Raw genomic sequence first — 22469 nt, forward strand, 5'->3', positions numbered from 1 at the left:
TTTTAGGCTCTTTTTTTTCTCCACTTTCTCTCCCTGATGAATTATTCAGGCTAGGGGGTATGCTCCCTTAGGACTTTAGTTTATTACCCTCACCCGAACTTAGCCTTGGGTGATTTTTTATGAATGCTTGCGGACGAACCGTACAGTCTAATGCAAAATTGGATTCGCAAGATACTCCAAGAGATGAAATGGAGTGGTAAGATTACAGGATATCCAGGAGATTCCGATGCCAACACTTTCCCTGTCATAGGAGCTATTAATGGGTTGGACTGAACTTGCTATACTAAGGGGTAGTCATGGGGCGGACTCTAATCGGTAATTAGAATATTAGAGCCTACCACAAGAAAACTAAAGATGTCCTAAGAAACAAAAATGGCTATCCCCGATGAACTAGAACAGGCAATCGCTCAAAATTTACTGATCGTTTATGCTGAGTCTTCCCTGAAAGATTCATCTAGTTTGATGCACCAGGGCGATTATAGTTGTGTTCTAGTGGTAGAAGCGTCTGAGTTGGTGGGAATTTTAACAAGGACAGATCTAGTCAGGCTAATGGCAACTGGGCAGGACTATACCAAAATATCCGTTGCCGAAGTCATGACTCAGCCAGTGATAACGCTGGATCTCGATCGGTTTCAGGACTTAGCAGCCCCTCTCAATTTGCTGCATCAACACCACATTCATCATTTACCCCTGTTAAACGATCGCCAGTATCCCATTGGGCTGCTGACGTTAGAAAGCTTATTAAGAGCAGATGCCCTGCGATCGCAGCAGCAAACCCAAGTAGCCCAAATTGCCCGCGAATGGTTATTAACCTCGATCGCCAACCGCATTCAAGCCTCTCTCGATCTTCAAACGATACTTGACACCACAGTCACTGAAATTCGTCAGTTTCTGCATACAGATCGCGTAATTGCCTATCGGTTTGAACCTGACTGGAGCGGCATCGTAGTAGCCGAATCTGTTGCGCGTGGTTGCGATTCGCTATTGGGAAGAATTCTCACCGATACGCATTTCGGGGAAGCTATGGTGGAACCCTATAAAAATGGACGGATTCAAGTTACAGACAATATTAACTTTGTTCTAACGGAATGCCACCGCGATTTTCTCGTGCAAATTCAGGTAAAAGCGATTATTGTAGTACCCATTTTACAAGGAGATCGGCTTTGGGGTTTATTAGCCGCACAGGAGTGCGCCCAACCTCGCCATTGGGAAGCATCTGCTGTAGATTTACTTCAACAATTAGCCGCACATATTGGCATTGCTCTTCAGCAGGCAACCGTCCTGACACAAATGCAAACCGAATTGGCTCAGCGACAAAAGGTAGAAGCAGCCTTATCGCGCTCAGAAGTGCAATATCGGTTTATGTTTGAAAACAATCCCAACCCAATGTGGATTTATGAGACAGATACACTGGCATTTCTGGCAGTAAACCGTGCGGCGATCGCGCATTATGGCTACTCAGAGGCAGACTTCCTTGCCATGACAATTAGAGATATTCGTCCAGTAGAGGATGTGCCTAAACTAGAAGGAATTCTGAGCAACCTGCAATCGCCTTCCTACTCTGGTGAATGGCAACACCGAAAGCAAGATGGCACGATCGTTGATGTAGAAATAACGTCTCATTTGATTAATTGGGAAGGTAAACCTGCCCGATTTTCCCTTGTGAAAGACGTCAGCGATCGCAAACGGGCAGAGGCGGCACTACTGCAGCTAAATCGCGAACTGGAAACAAGAGTAGAGCGGCGTACAGAGGCTCTTGCAGCCAGTGAAACCCATCTCAATTTGATTGTCGATCTTGTTTCGGATGGCATCCTCATTCTCAATCGTTACGGACAGGTAGTCTTTGCTAATCCCTCAGCAGGAAGGATGTTTGGGATGCAACCCGAACAACTGAATGGTTTCGACTTAGGGGTTCCGATCACGCTCAATAAACCCTTTGAGATATTTATCTTAGGCAAGAATGGCAAAATTGATGTAGGAGAAGTAGTGGTTTCTGAGATGGACTGGGATAACCAATTTTCGTATTTGACTTCCATACGAGATATTACAGAGCGCAAGCAAGCAGAAGAGCAACTCGTACTGGCAAATGCCGAACTGGCGCGTGCTACGAGGCTTAAAGATGAGTTTTTAGCAAATATGAGCCACGAGCTTCGCACCCCACTCAATGCCATTCTGGGCATGTCTGAAGGTCTGCAAGATGAGGTTTTTGGTGCGCTTAACGAAAAGCAAAAAAAATCCATCGCTACGATCGAGCGTAGCGGACAACATTTGCTAGAACTGATTAACGATATTCTTGACCTGGCAAAAATTGAGGCAGGAAAGTTAGAACTGGAAATCGCAAATACATTCGTTAAAACCCTCTGCGACACTAGTCTCACTTTTGTCAGGCAAATGGCACTCAAAAAGGGCATTCAGCTAATTACTCAAATTCCAGATAACTTGAATGCAATAGAAGTAGACGAACTGCGAATGCGACAGGTATTGATTAACCTATTGACCAATGCCGTGAAATTTACACCTGAAGGAGGACGCGTAACTTTAGAAGTAAAAGTGGAAAGCTTTGAAAGCAATGCCATATCAACCTCTCTTAGCCAAATTGCTTTCTCGATCGCTGATTCGGGTATCGGTATTGCTCCAGAAGATATCCAAAAACTATTTCAATCTTTCGTCCAAATTGATAGCAAGCTAAGTAGGAAATATAATGGCACTGGGCTAGGTCTATCTTTAGTGAAACGAATTGCAGAGATGCATGGTGGTTCAGTAACTGTCGAAAGTGAGATTAACCAAGGAAGTTGCTTTACAGTTAGAATCCCGTATCACAACAGCGAACCAATACCTGTTGACTACTCATCTGGGATTGATAATTTACTCCCGATCCATAGTAACCCCGTTCTGATTATTGAAGGTTCTCCTATGGATACACCGCAAATAACGCACTACCTTCATGAGCTAGGGCTTCAAGGTACAGTGTATCCATGGAGTGAAGGCGTTGTGCAAGAAGTCATCCGTGTAAATCCGCCTCTGATCGTTTTTGATAGCTGTTTGCCAAATCTATTGGGATGGGAAGTCCTTACCCAACTAAAAAGTCATCCACTGACGCAACATATTCCCATTCTGATTATTTCCCTCGTTGACGAGCGATCGCAAGGACTATCCTTAGGTGCAGCCGAATATATTGTGAAACCGATTGCGAAAGAACAGTTTCGCAGAGCTATCCATAAAACTTGGAACTCCAAGCCAGACATCACTACTCCAAACGTAGAAGCCTCGCCTGAAATGCTCCAACCCCTAATTTTGATTGCTGAAGATGACGAGGCTAATGTAGATACGATCTGGGACTACCTTAGCAATTGTGGTTATCGCTTAATTATTGCTAAAAACGGACAGGAGGCTGTTTACCTTGCTGAAATAGAGAAACCAGATATTGTGCTCATGGATATTCAAATGCCGATCATGGATGGATTGGAGGCAACTCGACAGATTCGGGCAAATCCAGCGATGGAACATATTCCGATCGTTGCTTTAACAGCACTGGCAATGGCTGGCGATCGCGAACGTTGTCTAGAAGTCGGCGTAAATGATTACTTAACCAAACCAGTTCGGTTAAAACAACTTAACCAGACAATTCAGCAGCAGTTGCAGCTTGCGAAGGCACGCCTCGTATAAAGAAACTCAAAGCTTCATCTTTGGAGCATACCTACAGCAGTCAGCCTAAAATCGTGGTAAGGGCAATTCATGAATTGCCCTTACGAGAGAAATTTCCTATTCCCGTTGTTGACTAATTTCTGCTAACGCCCGATCGAAGTCAGCCCCAGTGATATGGAGGTTACTCAAAATACCATCCCCATCGAGTTGATGGCGGCGGATCGCAAAAATCGCAGCGCGATTGCTTAAAAAAGCCAGATCGGCTCCATTCCATCCTTCTGTTAGCTCCGCCCACCGTTCTAAATCTAAATCTTCAGCCAAGGGTCGTTCGCGATTGTGAACAGCGAGGATGGCGCGACGCCCAACGCGATCGGGCAATCCCACCATCATATGCAACTCAATTCGTCCCGATCGCAACAGGGCTGGGTCAAGGGATTCTTTGCGATTGGTCGCAGCAATCACCAAAATCCCCTCTGCCGACTGAATGCCATCCAGTTCGGTTAAAAGCTGCCCAATCACGCGATCGCTGACACCACTGTCCCCCTGATAACTGCCTCTAGCAGGCGCGAGGGTATCGATTTCATCAATAAATATCACACAGGGAGAAGCTTGGCGGGCTTGGCTAAACAATTGACGAATCGCTTGCTCGGAAGCACCCACCCATTTGGTCAGGAGTTCGGGACCTGCGACCGCGATAAAATTTGCCTGAGCTTCCGTCGCCACTGCCTTTGCCAATAGGGTCTTGCCTGTACCCGGTGGCCCATATAGTAGAACGCCTCTAGGCGCATGGGCATGGGCGTGGGCATAGAGTTCTGGATCGAGCAAAGCCCCTGCCACGGCTTCTTGTAAGGTGTGCTTAATTTGATCGAGTCCGCCAATTTCTGACCAGCGCACATGGGGAGCTTGAATTTGTAACGATCGCAGTACGGCAGGATGAACTTGCTTGAGGGCGAAATCAAAGTCAGCTTTAGAGACTTCGAGGCGATCGGGGACTTGTGACAGATTGGGAACTTGCCGCTGTAGCGCTTGCATGGCAGCGGTTTGACATAGTCCTTTTAAGTCAGCACCCACAAAACCATGGGCTTGATCGGCGATCGCTTCAAGATTGACATCTTCACTCAGGGGCATGGGTCGGGTGTGAATGGCAAGAATCTCTCGTCTGGCTTGGCGATCGGGAATGGGAAACATAATCTCGCGATCGAAGCGTCCGGGACGACGCAGGGCAGGATCGATCGCATCGGGGCGATTGGTTGCCGCCAGTACAATCACGCCTTTTGTCGCAGCAAACCCATCCATGAGCCCCAACAACTGAGCGACCAGACGCTTTTCGACTTCGCCTTCAACAGAGGCACGGTTGGGCACGAGGGAATCAATTTCATCAATAAAAATCAAACAGGGGGCTGATTTCGCCGCTTTTTCAAATACCTGCCTCAATCGGGTTTCTGCTTCACCATAGAACTTGCCAATGATTTCAGGCCCCACGATCGCAATGTAGTTGACACCTAAGGTATTTGCTAGCGATCGCGCTGTTAAGGTTTTGCCCGTTCCTGAGGGGCCGACCAGCAGCACGCCTTTGGGCGGCTCTAGACCTAGTTTCGCTAAAATATCAGGTCGCTTGAGCGGAATCTCGACCAAATCGCGCAACTGTGCCAAGGTGTTTCCCAGTCCCCCCACCATTTGATCGAGGGGGTGCGCTGTATTTTTGGTCTCGGGTGGTGTCACAGAAGGTGCATTGGATTCGTAACTCGCTCCATCCCCACCAGGTTGTGTGGAAGTACGGGGACTGCTCCGTGGAATATTGCCCTGTCTCGGAATACTGGAAACGCGAGTGGAAAACTGGACTTGGGTTTTAAGGTCGCCTGAGTCTGCTTTTTGCTCGATTTTCTGTGCCAGATCGATGAGTTGCTCTAGATTGAGTAGCTGCTTGACCTCATCGACGAGAGACTCTAGTCCCTTATTGCGAAAAGAAAAATTCCCTTCATCGTTACTCATGCGTGCACCACCCCAAGTATGAATGCTAAAAACGAGCTACTAAAGGCAAGCTAAGAACTTGCCTGAGTCAATTCTATCTGGTTTGCTGTACTCAGGCGTCTGGTTTTACGATTAGAACCCCATAGGCATCAGGGTTTAGGTATTCGCGTGCGGCTGCTTGCAAATCAGCTTGCGTTAACGCATTAATAAAATCAGGATAGTAGAGGGCTGTGTCGAGATGACCGACAATGCGATCGTAGTAGCCATAAATCCCTGCCCTTTGATTGGGTGACTCATTGCCAAAGATAAAGCGATTGGAGACCTGCGTGCGAATTTTCTCTAGCTCTACCATCGTGACAAATTCGTCATGGAGCTTAGTTAAATGCTCGCGAATTGCTTGTTCTACTTGGGGGATATTCTCAACATCTAGCTTCGCAAAAATTTGGAAGGTTCCCTGCCAGAGTTGGGAAGAATTACCGACCGAGATTCGATCGACCAAGCGACGAGTTTCACGCAAGTCTTTGACGAGTCGCGAAGTCCGTCCTCCACTCAAGACACTTGCTAAAATATTGAGTGCGTAGGTTTTTTCGATCGCATTTAGTCCCGGTACGCGCCAAGTCATGATCAGGCGGGCTTGCTGCAAACTGCTATCGGTAACTTCTTGCCGCACCACCGTATCAAAGGCTGGCTCAGGGAGCCAAGTGGGGCGAGTTTGAGGAATGGGTGCAGGATGGGAGTTCCGATCGAAATAATTGGCGATCGCTTCGATTGTTTCAGATACGGGCAGATTGCCAACGGCAGCGATCGTCATGTTGTGGGGGGCGTACCAACTGCGGTGAAAGTCACGCATTTGCTCGGAAGTAACTTGGGAAATCACTGCCGCAGGGCCTAAGACAGGACGACGATAGGGCAGCAATTCGTGCACCATTTCGGCGGTGTGACGTTGGATACGCCGTTCGGGATTGTCTTCGCTGCGACGAATTTCTTCGAGCACGACTAAGCGTTCGCGTTGAAATTCTGGGTCGGGAATGCTGGCATTTAAGACGACATCCAACTGAAGCGGTGCGAGTTTGGCAAAATCCTTGGGGGCAACCGTGATGTAGTAGTTGGTGTAGTCCTGACTGGTTCCCGCATTGGTATTACCACCGTGGGACTCGATCAGGCGTTCAAACTCACCGACCTTGAGGCGATCGCTGCCCTTAAACACCATATGTTCTAAAAAGTGTGCCATGCCATTGATGTCATCACTTTCGACGGCAGAACCAACATTCACCCAAATGCTGAGATTCACAGCATCGACGGGAATCTGCTCGGCAATGATTTTCACGCCATTGGGTAAGACGTGCACGGTTGGCACAGCCAGACTAGTCCGAGGGGGAGCGATCGCTACGGTCATATCTTGCTGAATGGTTAAGTGAATACCCGATTCGAGCTTACATGCGACTTACGCCGATCTCACGACCGATCGAGGGCTTGTAACCGATAATAAGACTCACGTACTGCCGAATCATCTCTTAGCTTAACAGCAAAATCTATAGACTGTTGGTAAGCCTCCCGTGCTTTAGGAATGTAGCCAAAGGAGAGATACAAATCGCCGAGCTGACGCTGGGTGAGAATCGCTGTGGGCAGGTCGTTTAAGACGAGGGCAATACCCGTGCGATTTTGGAGTAAATCTTCGATGCGGTAAAAGTTAGGAATTTCTAAATAGGGAGCAATCAGACGGTCGGTGGCGATCGCCATTAGCTTCAAGTCATGGGTTTCGCGAGCGATTGTCAATGCCCAACCATAGTCAGTAATAGCGGCTTTAAAGTTATCGGTCGCCATATAGCTATCCCCACTGTTAATCAGGGTATAGGCTTGACCCGAAAAATCTCGAATGTCCTGACGATAGGGAATAGAGGCGTAATAACGTTTGATCGCGGTGAAATGATCGCTATAACGGGCGGCGATTAGACCACTGTGATGCAGGGCAGTACCTGTCCCAAATAGATGCTGATACTGGCGGGAGAGATCGAGCGCGGCTTTATTGATCGGCAGGGCTTCGGCAGGTGCATCTTTAATCAAGGCGATCGCTGACAACCTATTTAAGGATGATATTTGGACGCTCGGATCCTTGAGCGTATTGGCAAAGCCAAGTTGGGTTTGATAGGTTTCTTGGGCATCGGTTCTAGCGCCAATCGTTTGATAGGTATCCCCAATCATGGTGAGGGTACGGGAAATAGCGGTTTGATCGTTGACGAGGCGATAAAATACGATCGCTTTTTGCCATGATGCGATCGCCTGTTTGGGTAGCCCCCGATCGAGTTGAAATTTGCCGAGGTCGAGTAAGCGATCGCCTTCGTCTCTAACCCCGCGATTGTCCCGATTGACGATCGTAAACTGAGCTGTCACCTCCGGCGGGAATAGGGTCGCGCCAACTGAAAATGCTGCAACCACCCCAAGCCAGCAAGCTGTTTTGCTACCAAGTCGCTTCATAGATTTTTCTTCATCCTCACCAGTTACTTCCGCAGACGTGCCAAAAAGTCAACGCATTGTAACAGGTATGGGGAAGTTTTTTCCGACAATTTCAGGCAATTTTTGACAAAAACAATATGTCTTTATAAATGGCTGGGGTATGGGGGCAGCAGTATGCATCCCGACCGCGAGACGTTTCCGCAGGGAATGGGGAATTGCTGAATTCTGAGGGCACAAAAAGGGGCTTGTTGTAAAATAATTATCTGGCTGAGACTAGAGCAAGTTGGAGGAATTCACCATGATTGCGGTCATCGATGCAAAATGTTCACTGTATGAAACGGACTACCAACTTTGGCTAGATCGAACCATCGACCAACTGCGATCGCGCGATCTTAGCAATATCGACTTAGATAATTTAATTGAGGAAATCGAAGGCTTGGGCAAAAGCGACAAACGAGCAATTTCTAGTTATCTCATGCGGCTTTGCGAACACCTACTCAAGATCGCTTATTGGGATTCTGAACGAGACAGTTGTTTTAGAGGCTGGGATGTAGAAGTTACCAATTTTCGCTTGCAAATCAAAGTCATTCTCAAAGACAGTCCGAGTCTCAAAAGCTGGCTTAATGAGAACTTTGCGCTGGAATATAAAAATGGACGAAAGCTATTTCTTAAAGCTAGTGGACTTGATGCAACGCTCATCCCCGAAGAGCCATGTTTTACGCTAGAAAAAGCCCTAGACGAAGACTGGCTCCCTCATGAATCTCAGTAAGCATAAAATAAGAATATTCCTCACTCCATGCCCAAACTCTTTAGTATCGTAGCCTTTAAATATCGTAGCCTTTAAAATTGTATGACCCCAAAACTCAAAGCCGCGATCGCTGCCATTCAGCCGCTCACACCCATAGAACGGCAACAATTGCTGCAAATTCTTACCCAAAGTGATTCATCTTTAAATTTACAAACTGACCTTAAAACGCTCAGTACCCAGTTTTGGCAAGGTAACACGCTCAATCAGTTACTTGCCACCCAATCCCCCACAATTTTTAATAATCCCAAGGATTTTGTTGCTAGCTTTTGGCCTGAAGAAGACTCTATGGATGACTTCCTTAACTTTCTACGACAGCAGCGCCAAGAGGTTATCTAAACTTCGAAGTAGAGCAGATACGATTTTTCGTTCGAGCCATTCTAAGAGCATAGTCCGAGATCGCAAAGCACAAGTAGTTCAAAATACGCTATGCCAAGATATATTGCATTCCTGCGTGCCATTAACGTGGGAGGTCATACAGTCAAAATGGACTACCTTCGTTCTCTATTTGAAGCAATGGATTTCTCTGAGGTTTCGACATTTATCGCAAGTGGTAATGTCATCTTCAATGCTGATTCTAAAAATGCTAAGAGCCTCGAAAAGACGATTGAGCAACAGCTCAAAAGCTCCTTAGGTTACGATGTTGCGACATTTATTAGAACGGATCAAGAAGTCTCCGATCTTGCCAATTACAAACCCTTTACAGAGAATGCGTTGCAATCTGCTCTTGCCTTAAACATCGCATTTTTAGCGGAAACACTGACTAAGGATGCTCTGCAAGTACTCAATACTCTAAAGACCGAGATCGACGACTTTCATACCCGCGATCGCGAGGTCTACTGGTTATGCAAAAAGAAGCAGAGCGAATCCACTTTCTCTAACGCAGTCTTTGAGAAAAAGCTCAAACTAAAGGCAACCTTTCGCAGTGCCAGCACGATCTCAAAAATAGCTGCGAAATATCCTGCACAATAAGGATGGTTAGCGATCGCACGAGCAGTTCGCGATTTCAAAGCGATCGGGGGTGTAAAATTCAAAGCATTCGCGTAGGCAAATCAAACATCGCGAAGTGTAAATTAGGTAAAAAGGTTGCTTATGTTATTAGAACTTGCGATTGGTGACGCATATGGAGCTGGGTTTGAATATGCTGACGCACCGATTCTGAAGCGTAACGATTTATCTGGCTACATCAAGCATCCCAAACATGATATTCGCCCAGGTCAATATACGGATGATACGCAGATGAGTTTAGCGATCGCGGAAGCCATTGTTTCCGAAGTTCCTTGGACTCCAGAATCCCTCGCGAAGGGTTTTGTCGAAGTATTTCACCGCGATCCCCATGAAGGCTATGCATCGCGTTTTTATGCATTCCTACAGCAAACCAAAACGGGTCAAGAGTTCCTTGCCAACATTCGCGCCGAAAGCGATAAAAGTGGTTCTGCCATGCGAGCGAGTCCCATCGGTGTTTTTGGCGATATCGCTGAGGTACTAGAAAAAGCATCGATTCAAGCAAAACTCACGCACGATACCCCTGCTGGCATTGCGGCAGCCCAAGCATCTGCCTTGATGACCCATTACTTTTTATACGATCTAGGATCCAAGTCAGACTTGGGGAATTTTCTAGATGCCAAGGTTCCGGGCTATCAGTGGGCAAGTACTTGGCAAGGCGAAGTAGGAGCGAAAGGATGGATGAGTGTTAGAGCTGCTGTCACAGCCGTGACTCGTAACGATAGTCTCAGCGAAGTTTTGCGCGACAGTATTAACTTTGGGGGCGATGTCGATACGGTGGCAACGATCGCGCTAGCCGCCGCCAGTTGCAGCCACGAAGTCTCTCAAGATTTGCCCCAACATTTGGTAGATGCGCTTGAAAACGATACCTATGGGCGGGATTACATTCTGGCATTAGATGCTCAGTTACTAGCCAAAGTTTCGGGGCGATCGCCTTTGGTCTAAACTCAGGATCGTGAAAGCTTGTCTTTGGGTGTTGCCATGTTCAAACTTAAGTCGCGTTTTTTGGCATTTCTATACTTATTCTGCGTCATGCTCATCGGTTTAGGAGACTAAAAGATGAACCAAAATCAGTTGTCTCGCATTGTTATAAAAGGTTTTAAATCAATCCGTGAGTGCGATCTTGAGTTAAAAGAACTGAATATATTGATCGGTGCGAATGGAGCTGGCAAATCAAACTTTATTAGCTTCTTTCAAATGATCCAACAAATAGTGGCGAGAAAGCTACAGCTTTACACTAGCAAACAGGGTGGGCCAGATGTACTCCTGCATTTTGGTCGCAAAAAAACTAGAGAACTCAGTGCAGAACTCTATTTTAGCAATATCAGCTACAAATTTGTATTAGAGCCAACTCAAGACAATCGTATGGTATTTGCTATAGAGAACTACTTGTTTGACCAAAAGAATTTGGGAAGTGAAGGCGCTCATTTCGAAATTAGAATAGAAGACTTAATTAAGATGGCTGACCCCACTATGCCACTTCCGATGAAAGGTTGGAGGATTTATCACTTTCACGATACTGGAGAGAGTTCCCTAGTAAAGCAGCGTCAAGCAATTAACGATAATATTTATCTGCGATCGGATGCTCAGAATCTTGCCGCATACCTATTTTTACTAAAAGAACAACATCAGACACATTATCAAAGAATTGTGAAAACCATCCAACTGGTCGCTCCATTCTTTGGTGATTTTTGCCTGCGTCCGCAGCCAAATAGCCCAGACCAAATCGAACTAGAGTGGTTTGAAAAAGGTGAAGACAAGCCATTTAAAGCGTATCAATTATCAGATGGAACTTTACGCTTTATTTGCTTAGCAACAGTGCTGATGCAACCAGAAAATCTTCAACCTGACTTAATTCTGATCGACGAACCAGAATTAGGGCTTCATCCATATGCGATTAATGTCTTAGCTTCTTTACTACGTGCCACTTCCAAATCGAAACAGATTATTGTTTCTACGCAGTCAGTCGCACTACTCAACGAGTTCAGCGCGAAAGATGTAATTGTTGCCGATCGCAATGAAGGATGTACATATCTACATCGACTTAATGAAGATGAGCTAGAAAGCTGGCTCGAAGAATATTCCCTTGGCGAGCTATGGCAGAAAAATATCTTGGGTGGGAGACCGTCCCGATGATTAGAGTCCTTGTTTTCTGTGAAGGTCAAACGGAAGAGACCTTTGTCGGCGATGTTTTGTCTGAGCATTTTCATCGTCTGGATATCTGGCTGACCCCAATTGTTTTACGCACAAGTAAACAGGGCAAAGGGGGCGTTGTCTCTTACCATAAAATCAAATGGCAAATTGAAACCAAGTGTAAAGAAGATCGTACCGCATGGGTCACAACACTTCTAGATTTTTATGCATTGCCATCAGATTTCCCAGGAATGTCATCCTCTATTGGGGCTTCGTCAATTGAGCAAGCAAAGGCTGTTGAGCAGGCATTTCAAAAAGATATCGCGCAACCCAACTTCATTGCCAATCTTGTCATTCATGAGTTTGAAGGACTTTTATTTAGTGACCCTAATGCATTTACAAACTGGTTTAGCAGCCCTGACTTAACCAGCAAGTTGCTCGATATTCGGAACAGTTTTAACTCACCTGAGCATATCAATGATGGACAGGCAACAGCTCCTTCTAAACGAATCCTCAAGATATGCAGCAACTATGAAAAAGTTCTCCACGGCTCTCTAATAGCCTTGGATATAGGATTAGACACTATCCGCCGCGAATGCATGTATTTTAATGATTGGGTAGAACGCATTGAAGCGCTTTCAAAGACTAGTGTTTGACAATATCAAGCTGTGAAAGCCATAGAGCTTTGCAAATAAAAAATCGCTGTTGGGGATTTCCTCAACAGCGATCGCAACTTCATTAACTTACTTCACTTTCAAGTATCACGTTTGCATAAACGTACAACTCACACGAAACTATTGTTTACCTTCCAGATTTTTGGCAGTTTCTGCTGAATCCAAGCCTGAGAGATTGACCTTAAAAGCCTTGAGTTCGGGAGCTTTAGGCAAAGTCAGTGTCAGAATGCCATTATTGTATTCAGCCTTCACTTGGTCGTTTTGAACGGCGATCGGCAATTGAATGACGCGATAGAACTTGCCATACTTAACTTCGCTCCAGAAGTAGTCTTTGGTCTTATCTTCCTTTTCAGAGCGGCGTTCGCCAGCAAGAGTGATGGTATCCTTGGTAACTTGGATATCTAGATCTTTGGCCTCCATTCCAGGAATAACGGCACGAAGTGTGAGGTTTTCACCATCATCATGCAATTCCGTAGCAGGTAGCCATTCTGCACCAGTCGCTTCATTTGTGAGGGCAGCTACATCGCTAAAAAGGCGATCGAACTGACGGCGTAACAGATCAGCTTCTTGAAAGGGTTGCCAACGCATCAACATAACTATCAGTCCTCCTGTGTAAGGGTTTGGGTATTTACTCTTGTGAGCTTCATTGCTCACATAGTTATTATGGCTGAGGTTCCATTTGTCTTACAGTCAGGAGAACCGCACCACTTCGGTTGTGTTCTCACTACCTTAAACAAAGCTTTTAGTAAATCATGCCTGATGGCTATAGTTTGACAAGCTGTCATTTGACGTAAGCGTATCTCTGTCGAAAGAATGATAGGGCAAATCATCTAGGCAACTGACATTATCCAAGGAGAATCAACGTGAAGAGAACGCTTGTAGCCATATTTCTAACCATGAGCCTGTGCCTATTGGCTTTCGTGCAGCCATCCTCTGCGGCAGATATTGCCGATGGAGCCAAAATCTTTAAAGCAAACTGCATTGGCTGCCATCTACAGGGAAACAACAACGTCGTGAAGAATAAAACTCTGAAACTAGCAGCACTTCAAGAGTACGGCATGTATTCCATTGAGGCAATTACCAAGCAAGTCACCAATGGCAAAAATGGTATGCCAGCCTTTGGGAAGAAACTCAATGCAGAGCAGATTGAGAATGTAGCCAACTATGTTCTATCGCAAGCAGATAACGGCTGGGCAAAGAAGAAGTAGGCTGCTAGCGATTCCATCAGAAAAATTCATAAAAGATTGAGGCAAGCTCATGCAACGCATTGGTAGATTGTTAAGAGTCACAGGCATTCTCTGGGTTGTGATTTGCCTCTTTCTTTTTGCTCCCAGCGATCGCTTCGTCACTCAAAGCGCATCCGCTGCTGCATCCCCCTTCCAACAGGCTGTCGAGCAGATGCAGTTGGGCAATTATCAAGCTGCGATCGCAAGCTTTAGCCATGCGATCGCCCTCAAGACAAACCTCAGTGCTGCCTATAGCAATCGCTGTTTAGCCTATTTGCAAACGGCTCAGTATCAAAATGCCGTGGCTGACTGCACCCAAGCCCAAAAGATAAATCCCAAAAATCCCGAAGCCTATCTCAATCGAGGGCTATCTTATTACCGATTGAAGCGATACAAAAAGGCGATCGCTGACTACGATCGATTACTACAGGTTGTTCCCAGTGATTTTAGGGCTACTTACAATCGGGGCTTAGCAAAGTTTGAACTCAAGAATTATCGAGAAGCGATCGCAGATTACGACCGATCCCTCGCAGCGCTAGCGCTCCAGTTTGAGAATACTGAAGCAACACAAACTCCAGATTTATCGCCCGAATTTGGCAGTATCTATGCAAATATTCACAATGACCGAGGGTTGACATATTTCGCGCTAAAAGATGTCTCAGCCGCTCTAGCAGACTATAGCCATGCCATTGCGTGGAACGATCGCGACGATCGGGCTTACTACAATCGAGGCTGTGCCTACCATCGACAACGCAACTACGCCCAAGCGATCGCCGATCTGAGCCAATCTCTGCAACTTAATCCTCACAACCCTGAGGCATGGCTCAATCGCGGTATTGCTAGATATAGCTTGGGGCAACAGACTGCTGCGATCGCGGACATCCAAAATGCGGCAAATGAGTTTTTAGAACAGGGTGCGATCGCCAACTATCAACAGGCACTTGACCTTGCCAAGGAAATTAGAACTGTCGATCGGATTTTATTCGTATGAAATAGTAAAAAAGGGCTGATATGGAGAGGAAACCATTGACTCTACACACAAAAATACCGTCGATCGAGTAGATCTTACCCGTTTGATCGACAGTATTGGCAATGAATCCCCTCGATTCAATCTTTATTCATGGAAAAACCGCAAATTTTTAACAAAGAAGATGATTTGTCAGGTCTTACTTTGTCAGTTTTGCTTTATCAGCTTTGCTTAGTAGGCGATCGCATTCAAAACGATCAACCCAGTTATAGAAATTGTTAAAAACCTGAATGTGTAAAGAACTAGATTGTGGATACTCATAATATGAGCCTCTCTTTTTTCGATGAATTAAGCATAGCCCACCCTTTATTTGTCTGTATGTATCCTAGGTCATGGCTTTGATGTGACCTAGATCACTCGATCGACATAAATCTAAATCTTGTGTCAATCCTTAAGAGGAAGCGATGAGAATAAGCTTTAAAATCAAGTAGCAATAATAAACATTACTCATCCGTAACCTCTATAACACATCGCAATATATGAAAGTACTAATCATGGGTGGCACAAGGTTTATGGGCGTGGCACTTACCAAGGCGCTCGTATCTCAGGGGCACGAAGTCGTTTTATTTAATCGAGGTAATCAGCCCGCACCCATCGAAGATGTACGGGTAATTCTTGGCGATCGCACCGATCCGCAGCAACTAAAAGAGAAACTTTCACAGGAGTCGTTTGATGTCGTTTTTGATAACAATGGCAGAGAATTGAGCGACTCTAAACCCTTGATCGACATTTTTAAAGATCGGGTTCGCCATTTTGTCTATATGAGTTCGGCAGGTGTGTATTTAGAGTCTGACATTCTGCCCTATTTTGAAGGCGATGCGGTCGATCCTAAAAGTCGTCACAAAGGCAAACTTCATACCGAAGCTTATTTAAACGAAGTCTATGAAAAAAATGCCTTTCCCTATACCTCCATTCGTCCCACCTATATTTATGGGCCTCAGAACTACAACGACTTAGAGGCATGGTTTTTTGATCGCATTGTGCGCGATCGCCCAATTCCAATTCCAGGGAACGGGCAATTTATCACTCAACTCGGTCATGTGGAAGATCTAGCAGCGGCGATGGTGGCTGTGTTGGGCAATCAGAAAGCGATCGGGGAAATCTATAATATTTCTGATGTTCGCTATGTAACGTTTGCTGGACTGGCGAAACAATGCGCGATCGCAGCGGGCAAGTCTGCGGATGCGGTCAAACTGGTTTATTACAATCCTAAAGACTTTGATTTCGGCAAGAAAAAGGCGTTCCCTTTCCGTTTGCAGCATTTCTTTGCGGCTATAGATAAAGCCCTCGATCATCTCGATTGGGAACCAGAATTCGATCTATTGGCTGGATTAGAAACTTCTTTCCATCAAGATTATTTGGTGTCTGGCAGAGATAAGTCCGCGATCGACTTTGCAGTTGACGATCGAATCCTAAGTGCTTTGGATATCAAGTAACTGATGTTGACAGAGAGTTTTGAGAACTTTTGTCTGTTTGTCTGCAAATCCTGAAACTTCTAGGAATTGCCCCACCCTAGCCCTCCCCTTGCCCTAGACGCGAAGCGACTTCCCGTAGGGTAGGGTAGGGAACGAGGTTCCTTCTTTTAAGAGAAAGAATCGGAGGATGAAGTGTATCCTAGTCTGCCATACTGACTTTGAGGGTAATGGTTAGTTTCACCGATGGCTCAGGATAACTCTCGCTCATTTGTTGTAGATAGCGATCGCCAAAAGGTTCGCTGAGAATTCGTGACAGTTGATTGAGCAATTTAGAAGCGTCACTGGTGATATCGCGGCTGGGAACATCGGGTAAGAGCGCTACAGCAGGACTCGTTGCTGGGGCAACTTGAGGAGTCATGATTCCACTAATGGCATTTTGCAAGCGACCATTTCCAGACCGAACGGCATATCGTCTCAAGACCACTTGCAAGTTATTTTTGGTTACTCTTTCGCCAAAAGCCTTAGAGAGAACTTGCCAGAGTTTGTAACCAACATCTCGGATGTAGGCAGAGTCATAGCCAGCAATTTCCGCGATCTCTAAATAGGTCTTACCTTCCCATGTATATCGAAAGATGAGTTCTTGCACGTTACTCAAGCTTTTATGGGGCAAAACAGAATCTACAATCAATAATGCGTCATCAATAGTCATTGGTGTTTCCTCACAGTTCTGATATGTCTGTTTGTTCGAAGCAAATGATGGTGAATCCCTGTTTGCGGTTAATGGTAGATAGGAACTTACACAAAAATTGAAACTTCTTAAAGATCCCTTCTAGAAGATTTTCCCTATCCAAAAGATAAACTCAACACCTACGCCTAACTACTTGATTCTAGATATAGCCATCCTCTTCGATTTATAGGTAGAGGTAATTTATGAATTGCCTCTACGATTCTAGGCAGAGAAAACATTGCGTGAGAATAATGCCTGAGTGCTATATCTCAATTCTAAATAAGCTCATACTTCCTATAAACGCTTGACAGGTATGTCAAATGTAACCTCGCAAGCTATATAGCTAAAAATCTAGTATCAAGCCCTCAACACAAAAATCACAAGAACCATTAATCAATACTGAATCACCATAAGTTCACTTGAACTCATAAACGTATTAATGCGATTAAAAATATCACAAGTTCATTAATTCCTAGTACATAACTTGTATATTTTCAAAACAAATAACTTCAGGCAAAATCTAGTCTGGCAAAGTATTCTAGGGATTTTCACTCGAAATCAAAATCATTTTGCATGTTTTTCATGACAAAAAATATGTTTTTTATTTACCAAAATATTTTGATGATTTGCGTTTAAGCTTTTACTTAATTCATCGATACTTTTAATCGTTTATTTTGGCATTTTTCAATTATTCAAGACTTTTTATGACAGTAAATTACAAATTTTTATAACCGCGATCGCTTCAATCAAAAATTTTTTCATGTTTTCTCAGACAATTGCTTAAATGATTTCTCCCTATTGCACAGAATGACATAATTACAAAACTGTATGAAAAAAATGCCGCTATGGTTTCTAAGCCCCCTTTTGCTCTTACAACGCTACAAATCAAGCAAAAAGCGATCGCACTTGGTTTTAGCAAGGTAGGTATTACACCTGCGCGATCGGGCAAAGAAGTAGAACATTTAAATGCATGGTTGGCGATGGGTTACCACGCGGATATGGCATGGATGCAAAATCCTAAACGACAAGATATTACTCAAGTTATGGCGGGGGTGAAGTCGATTATCTGTGTTGCGCTTAACTACTACACCCCCCACGAGCATCAGGAACAGCAGGAATATGCCAAGATTTCTCGCTATGGCTGGGGAAGGGATTACCACCGCATCCTTGGAAAAAGGCTAAAAGCACTGTGCGCGTGGATGGAAGCTCAATCGTCAGATACGGAAAGCGAGCATATACAGACTCGTTATTATGTCGATACTGGCCCCATCTCTGAGAAAGCTCTAGCAGAGAGAGCGGGAATCGGTTGGATTGGCAAACATGGCAATCTGATTACAAGAGAATACGGCTCGTGGGTATTTCTCGGTGAAATTTTGACCAATCTAGATCTAGAACCCGATACACCCCATACACAACACTGCGGTACTTGCACGCGCTGTATTGATGCTTGCCCAACCGAGGCGATCGCACAGCCTTTTGTGGTCGATGCTAACCGATGTATTGCCTTTCACACGATTGAGAGCAAAGCCGCAGAGCTACCAACCGAAGTTGCTGCAAGCCTCAACAATTGGGTGGCAGGATGCGATATCTGTCAGGATGTCTGCCCTTGGAATCAGCGTTTTGCACAACCAACCTTAATCGAAGATTTTCAACCCTATCCACAAAATCTTGCCCCTAAGTTGGAAGAATTAGCCATGATTTCCGAACAGGAATGGGAGCAGACCTTTACGGGGTCAGCCCTGCGCCGAATTAAACCCGAAAGGTTACGCCGTAATGCTAAAGCCGCGATCGCCCAAAAAACTACTGACGTTCCTTGATGCGATGAAAAGAGATAAATCATTCCTAATTGCTATAGCAATCGTAACTGAATTGAAATTCATTTGTAGCGCAGGCATCTTACCTGCAATGACTTTCAGCTCTTACTACATTCGCAAGTAATGAAGGCGCACTTCGCTATATACTGCAAAACTATGAATCTCTACAAACTTACCATATGGGTGTCGATCGCCTTCGGTAAACTTAGATGAGGGCGATTATGTGGACAAACTATGATGTTTCAAAATGCAGCACAGCAGGCTTGCTACGAAAAGATAGCAGGCTGGGTTAAGGAGATCTATGCAGGAGCGACAACTCCCGCTCAAGATTTACCGCTTTTTTTGCTGCGACAGGGCTCAACGGCAGCAGCGATCGAAGTGCTACCTTGGGGAGAAACCGAAGCCATTATTAGCATCTGGTCTTATGTCGTTACCGATGTCGAGATTAAACCCGATCTGCTGCGATATTTATTAAAATTGAACGATCGCGCCCACTTTTGTGGATTTAGTATGGATGATGATGGCGACATTCGCATTCATGCCACCCTATTAGGAACCTCCTGCGATCGCGCCAATTTGAGCTTAGCTGTGAAAGAAGTTTTAGACTCAGGCGATCGCTACGATGATGAAATCGTGGCGCGATGGGGTGGTCGGCGCGTAATCGACCATCTTGGGAAATTGGCACTACGGAAACCCTTTATCCCTAATTTTTCGCAAGCAGATTTTTCTCCGCAAAACTCTCGACAAAATTTTGACATTTAGTTATGCGCTTACCCCTGCCTCAAACCCGCAACCTTCAACCCAATCACATTGCTGAGGTGGTTGCCACTGCCACCACAGAGTTTGTGGCGCAATGCCTAGAGCCAGACGATTTGAGCTTTCCACTCATGCCCGCCTTTGGCAGTTGGGTAAAGTCGCCCCAGCAAGAAAATGAAGGAGCGATTACCTACGGTGTGGTCTACCACGCCACGACTGTTCCCATTGACTCTGTACATCGGGCGGTAGCGCTAGGGCTATCGCTGAACGAGTTGAGAGAACAGCAACCCCAGATTTTTGCCATGCTCAAAACTGAGATCAAGGTTGTGCTTTTGGGCTTTACTGCGGGGGACAGAGTCTATCAACATCTCCCTGCCCAGCCTCCCCAGATTCATCAGGCGGTCTATGCCTGCGATGCCGATGAGATCGTGCGATTTTCAGAAGAACTCTATTTCCTACGAACCCTGACGCAAATGTCTAGCGCCCCCGTCGATGAGCTGGTATCGGCGGTTTTACGGGATGTCTATCAGATTAGAAAATGCGATCGCCCTTGGTTGGTGGAGGCAGGCCGCAAGTTAGGAATTTTACTCAAGGATGACTACGACAGACTAGGGGCAATTCTCAGCCAAGTTCACCCTTAAAACTTAGAGTTATACTTCTCGGTCTGTGGAACATTGGTTTCCGATCCTCAAAAGATTGACGAGTCGTTCGATAACTTGCTGAATCGTTTAACCGAGGAATCGTAGCTTCGTTTAAAGCCTAAGTAGCGACTAGTATAACAACGCCCATGCCCCACCGCAGATAACTTTGAACGGTCACATTGGTAACGTTTTACGGCTCAAGCTAAGGATGTCAGTAGTTTGAGAATCTGGACTAGAATGATATAGAGAAATGTTAGTCTCTTATTAACACGGAGTCTTCCGATGCCCAGAGCTTTGAGAGCAATTTACCGTAGCGGTACATTCATACTTCAAACAGCTTGCAATTTACCTGAAGGCATTGAGGTAGAGCTTTTTGTTCAATCATCCCAAATTGTTCCACCCAAAATTGCTGATATTGGTGCTCGGCAAAATTTCCTAAATCTGTTAGTCGAGCGAATGCAGCACAATCCTATCCCCTTTGATGCTCCTCGGTTTACACGGGATATGTTGCATGAACGCCGTTGACACAAATATTTTGATTTACGTTAACGATTCGCGCGATCTTGTTAAACAAGCGATCGCTGTTTCTCTGATCTCCTCGTTAACAGATGGAGTTTTGATTTGGCAGGTTGCGTGTGAATATTTAGCGGCAAGTCGCAAGTTAGAATCTCTAGGATATGACAGAGTACAAGCATATCAATACATTCGAGACTTACAACAAGTTTGGTATACCGCCCTGCCAACTTGGCCTGTTATCGATCTTGCTGAGAATTTGATGAGCAGATTTAGTCTTTCCCACTGGGATTCAATGGTAGTTGCTGCTTGCTTAGAGGCAAATGTTCAAACGCTCTATACAGAAGATTTTGGATACGCAGCTATTGACGGTCTAAAAATCATCAATCCCTTTAAAGCCCTGTAACCTAACGCAGAGGGGAATCAGATAAAGTCCTCCACACCCGATGCTCCTGGATAAAAATCATCATTCAGAATCTCAAGGAACGTATAGGGACAATCTTTGGGAAAGGTTTTGTAAGGTAAATCTGTCTCCCTTACAGCTAAATCTGTACCGCTCTTGTAGGCTTTCGGTAAAGCTTCTTGCAGATAAGATTTTAGGCTGGGATTGTCTTCCAGTAGTTCCTGCAAATCTCGACGTTGGACGCGAATTGTTGCTAGCCAGCTTCGGCTGCGACGCTCAGGTTGGTACTGCCATTTGAGCAAATGTCCGATCAAAATGCCCAAACGGGTTCTGAGTTCTTGCCTTTGCTGCTTTCCCAAGGATTCAATTTCCTCTATTAAATTTGACAAGTCTAGGGTCTGCCACTGCTGCTTTTGCAATAGTTCCACCTGTTCTTTTGTCCAAGCATAAAAGTCGGTTTCATAGAGGGAATCTTTCATGGTTTTGACCGCGATAAATTCTACATATTCTCAACTACATATTTTTAAAGAATTGCTGTAGTTTGACTAAAAGAGAGGTCTGCTTCCCTGTTTTTTTCATAAAAATGCGGTCTATATCATCGATGCTCGGGCGTTGCTCGGTTTCTAAGATCGTTTGCATACCAGACTCAGTTTGTTCGCAGACTTGCCAAGTTTGAGGGTAACAACGCCACAGTGCCCCCTGTTCTAAGGGCTGAATGAAATAGCAAACCTCAAAGGTATTGAGAAAGCGTTCCCGCATTTTACGCGCTGCCAAACCCACACCAACTTCGCTATTTTCTAGGCGGGGATTGAACATGACAAAAGGGCGATCGCCTGCCAATTCCAATAATTTCTCCACCTGCGTCACTTCCACGGAGCTAGGCGCAACCAATAAAAAGGCTTTGTCTTCAGGACGAATAGCGGCACGACCTTCATTTACGCCGCGCATAGAAACTTCCAAATCCGCCCAATCGCGTTTCGCCAGTGCTGCTGCCCCAGCATCGGCAAAGATGGCTTGCCATTCCTGTCCGAAGCGCTGGCTAAAATTGGTGGCAATCTGATAGGCGATCGGGAGGGGCTTTAGCTCCGTAAAGCGCAGATCGAGCAGGATTCTTGTGAGTCCAGCGTCTAATCCAGTATTTAAAGCAGCGATCGCCTGTGCGGTAGCATCTTCAAGACTTTCAGGTATTTGCAACATAAAGTGGGTTAAGAAGTTGTCAGTTATCGTTTTTTGGTGGTTAGGGATATTGGATGCTCAAAT

The 22469-nt window shown here is 45.4% G+C and carries 22 protein-coding genes; 15 read left to right on the forward strand and 7 right to left on the reverse strand.

Annotated features, from left to right (window positions below):
* Positions 1-372: 372 nt before the first annotated feature.
* Positions 373-3666 carry a response regulator gene (locus V2H45_RS09280; RefSeq protein WP_330483354.1) on the forward strand — a complete coding sequence of 1098 codons (3294 nt, stop codon included), beginning with the start codon at positions 373-375 and terminating at the stop codon, positions 3664-3666.
* Positions 3667-3762: 96 nt separating this feature from the next.
* Here V2H45_RS09280 and V2H45_RS09285 read toward each other — a convergent pair whose 3' ends face one another.
* The 3 genes from V2H45_RS09285 to V2H45_RS09295 all read right to left on the reverse strand — a co-directional run bounded on the left by V2H45_RS09285 (position 3763) and on the right by V2H45_RS09295 (position 8091).
* Positions 3763-5637: an AAA family ATPase gene (locus V2H45_RS09285; RefSeq protein ID WP_330483355.1), complete on the reverse strand. Its 1875-nt coding sequence runs from the start codon at positions 5635-5637 to the stop codon at positions 3763-3765.
* A gap of 91 nt (positions 5638-5728) precedes the next feature.
* A complete protein-coding gene (locus tag V2H45_RS09290) occupies positions 5729-7012 on the reverse strand; it encodes a M16 family metallopeptidase (RefSeq protein WP_330483356.1) in 1284 nt (427 codons plus the stop codon).
* 59 nt (positions 7013-7071) lie between these two features.
* Entirely contained in the window at positions 7072-8091 is a 1020-nt protein-coding gene (locus V2H45_RS09295) for a hypothetical protein (RefSeq protein ID WP_330483357.1), read from the reverse strand.
* 277 nt (positions 8092-8368) lie between these two features.
* On the opposite strand from V2H45_RS09295, the gene V2H45_RS09300 reads away from it, so the two are divergent.
* From V2H45_RS09300 to V2H45_RS09325, 6 genes are all read left to right on the forward strand, one after another.
* Positions 8369-8839, forward strand: coding sequence for a DUF29 domain-containing protein (locus V2H45_RS09300; protein ID WP_330483358.1), 471 nt, complete (start codon positions 8369-8371; stop codon positions 8837-8839).
* An 81-nt stretch (positions 8840-8920) separates the two neighbouring features.
* Complete coding sequence (locus V2H45_RS09305; protein ID WP_330483359.1) at positions 8921-9214, forward strand: hypothetical protein; 294 nt, start codon at positions 8921-8923, stop codon at positions 9212-9214.
* A 90-nt stretch (positions 9215-9304) separates the two neighbouring features.
* Positions 9305-9847: a DUF1697 domain-containing protein gene (locus V2H45_RS09310; RefSeq protein ID WP_330483360.1), complete on the forward strand. Its 543-nt coding sequence runs from the start codon at positions 9305-9307 to the stop codon at positions 9845-9847.
* A gap of 120 nt (positions 9848-9967) precedes the next feature.
* Complete coding sequence (locus tag V2H45_RS09315; RefSeq protein WP_330483361.1) at positions 9968-10825, forward strand: ADP-ribosylglycohydrolase family protein; 858 nt, start codon at positions 9968-9970, stop codon at positions 10823-10825.
* A gap of 114 nt (positions 10826-10939) precedes the next feature.
* On the forward strand, positions 10940-12016 hold the full coding sequence (locus V2H45_RS09320; protein WP_330483362.1) for an AAA family ATPase: 1077 nt from the start codon (positions 10940-10942) through the stop codon (positions 12014-12016).
* The gene (locus V2H45_RS09325) at positions 11977-12669 is read left to right on the forward strand and encodes a DUF4276 family protein (RefSeq protein WP_330483363.1); all 693 of its coding nucleotides are present in this window, start codon (positions 11977-11979) and stop codon (positions 12667-12669) included. The genes V2H45_RS09320 and V2H45_RS09325 overlap by 40 nt, the downstream gene beginning before the upstream one ends.
* Before the next feature lie 138 nt (positions 12670-12807).
* On the opposite strand, the gene V2H45_RS09330 is transcribed toward V2H45_RS09325, so the two are convergent.
* Positions 12808-13281, reverse strand: coding sequence for an Hsp20/alpha crystallin family protein (locus V2H45_RS09330; RefSeq protein WP_330483364.1), 474 nt, complete (start codon positions 13279-13281; stop codon positions 12808-12810).
* Positions 13282-13550: 269 nt separating this feature from the next.
* On the opposite strand from V2H45_RS09330, the gene petJ reads away from it, so the two are divergent.
* The 3 genes from petJ to V2H45_RS09345 all read left to right on the forward strand — a co-directional run bounded on the left by petJ (position 13551) and on the right by V2H45_RS09345 (position 16376).
* Positions 13551-13895, forward strand: coding sequence for a cytochrome c6 PetJ (gene petJ / locus V2H45_RS09335; RefSeq protein ID WP_330483365.1), 345 nt, complete (start codon positions 13551-13553; stop codon positions 13893-13895).
* Between the two features lie 49 nt (positions 13896-13944).
* Entirely contained in the window at positions 13945-14904 is a 960-nt protein-coding gene (locus V2H45_RS09340) for a tetratricopeptide repeat protein (protein WP_330483366.1), read from the forward strand.
* 515 nt (positions 14905-15419) lie between these two features.
* The gene (locus tag V2H45_RS09345; RefSeq protein WP_330483367.1) at positions 15420-16376 is read left to right on the forward strand and encodes an NAD-dependent epimerase/dehydratase family protein; all 957 of its coding nucleotides are present in this window, start codon (positions 15420-15422) and stop codon (positions 16374-16376) included.
* Positions 16377-16554: 178 nt separating this feature from the next.
* Here V2H45_RS09345 and V2H45_RS09350 read toward each other — a convergent pair whose 3' ends face one another.
* Positions 16555-17064: a hypothetical protein gene (locus V2H45_RS09350; protein ID WP_330483368.1), complete on the reverse strand. Its 510-nt coding sequence runs from the start codon at positions 17062-17064 to the stop codon at positions 16555-16557.
* Between the two features lie 863 nt (positions 17065-17927).
* Here V2H45_RS09350 and queG point away from each other — a divergent pair.
* From queG to V2H45_RS09375, 5 genes are all read left to right on the forward strand, one after another.
* Entirely contained in the window at positions 17928-18899 is a 972-nt protein-coding gene (gene queG, locus V2H45_RS09355) for a tRNA epoxyqueuosine(34) reductase QueG (RefSeq protein WP_330483369.1), read from the forward strand.
* A 231-nt stretch (positions 18900-19130) separates the two neighbouring features.
* Positions 19131-19658 carry a T3SS (YopN, CesT) and YbjN peptide-binding chaperone 1 gene (locus tag V2H45_RS09360; protein WP_330483370.1) on the forward strand — a complete coding sequence of 176 codons (528 nt, stop codon included), beginning with the start codon at positions 19131-19133 and terminating at the stop codon, positions 19656-19658.
* Between the two features lie 2 nt (positions 19659-19660).
* Positions 19661-20293: an HAS-barrel domain-containing protein gene (locus V2H45_RS09365; protein WP_330483371.1), complete on the forward strand. Its 633-nt coding sequence runs from the start codon at positions 19661-19663 to the stop codon at positions 20291-20293.
* Positions 20294-20575: 282 nt separating this feature from the next.
* Positions 20576-20818 carry an antitoxin family protein gene (locus V2H45_RS09370; RefSeq protein WP_330483372.1) on the forward strand — a complete coding sequence of 81 codons (243 nt, stop codon included), beginning with the start codon at positions 20576-20578 and terminating at the stop codon, positions 20816-20818.
* Positions 20805-21212 (forward strand): PIN domain-containing protein, encoded by a 408-nt coding sequence (locus V2H45_RS09375; protein ID WP_330483373.1) that lies wholly within the window; start codon positions 20805-20807, stop codon positions 21210-21212. Before V2H45_RS09370 ends, V2H45_RS09375 begins: the two co-directional genes overlap by 14 nt.
* A gap of 17 nt (positions 21213-21229) precedes the next feature.
* Here V2H45_RS09375 and V2H45_RS09380 read toward each other — a convergent pair whose 3' ends face one another.
* Complete coding sequence (locus V2H45_RS09380) at positions 21230-21688, reverse strand: DUF29 domain-containing protein (RefSeq protein WP_330483374.1); 459 nt, start codon at positions 21686-21688, stop codon at positions 21230-21232.
* A gap of 34 nt (positions 21689-21722) precedes the next feature.
* The gene (locus V2H45_RS09385; protein ID WP_330483375.1) at positions 21723-22406 is read right to left on the reverse strand and encodes a DUF1995 family protein; all 684 of its coding nucleotides are present in this window, start codon (positions 22404-22406) and stop codon (positions 21723-21725) included.
* Between the last annotated feature and the right edge of the window lie 63 nt (positions 22407-22469).

Origin of the sequence: Tumidithrix elongata BACA0141, from assembly GCF_036349135.1 — a bacterium.
In the GTDB taxonomy this organism is placed as follows: Bacteria; Cyanobacteriota; Cyanobacteriia; order Pseudanabaenales; family Pseudanabaenaceae; genus Tumidithrix; species Tumidithrix elongata.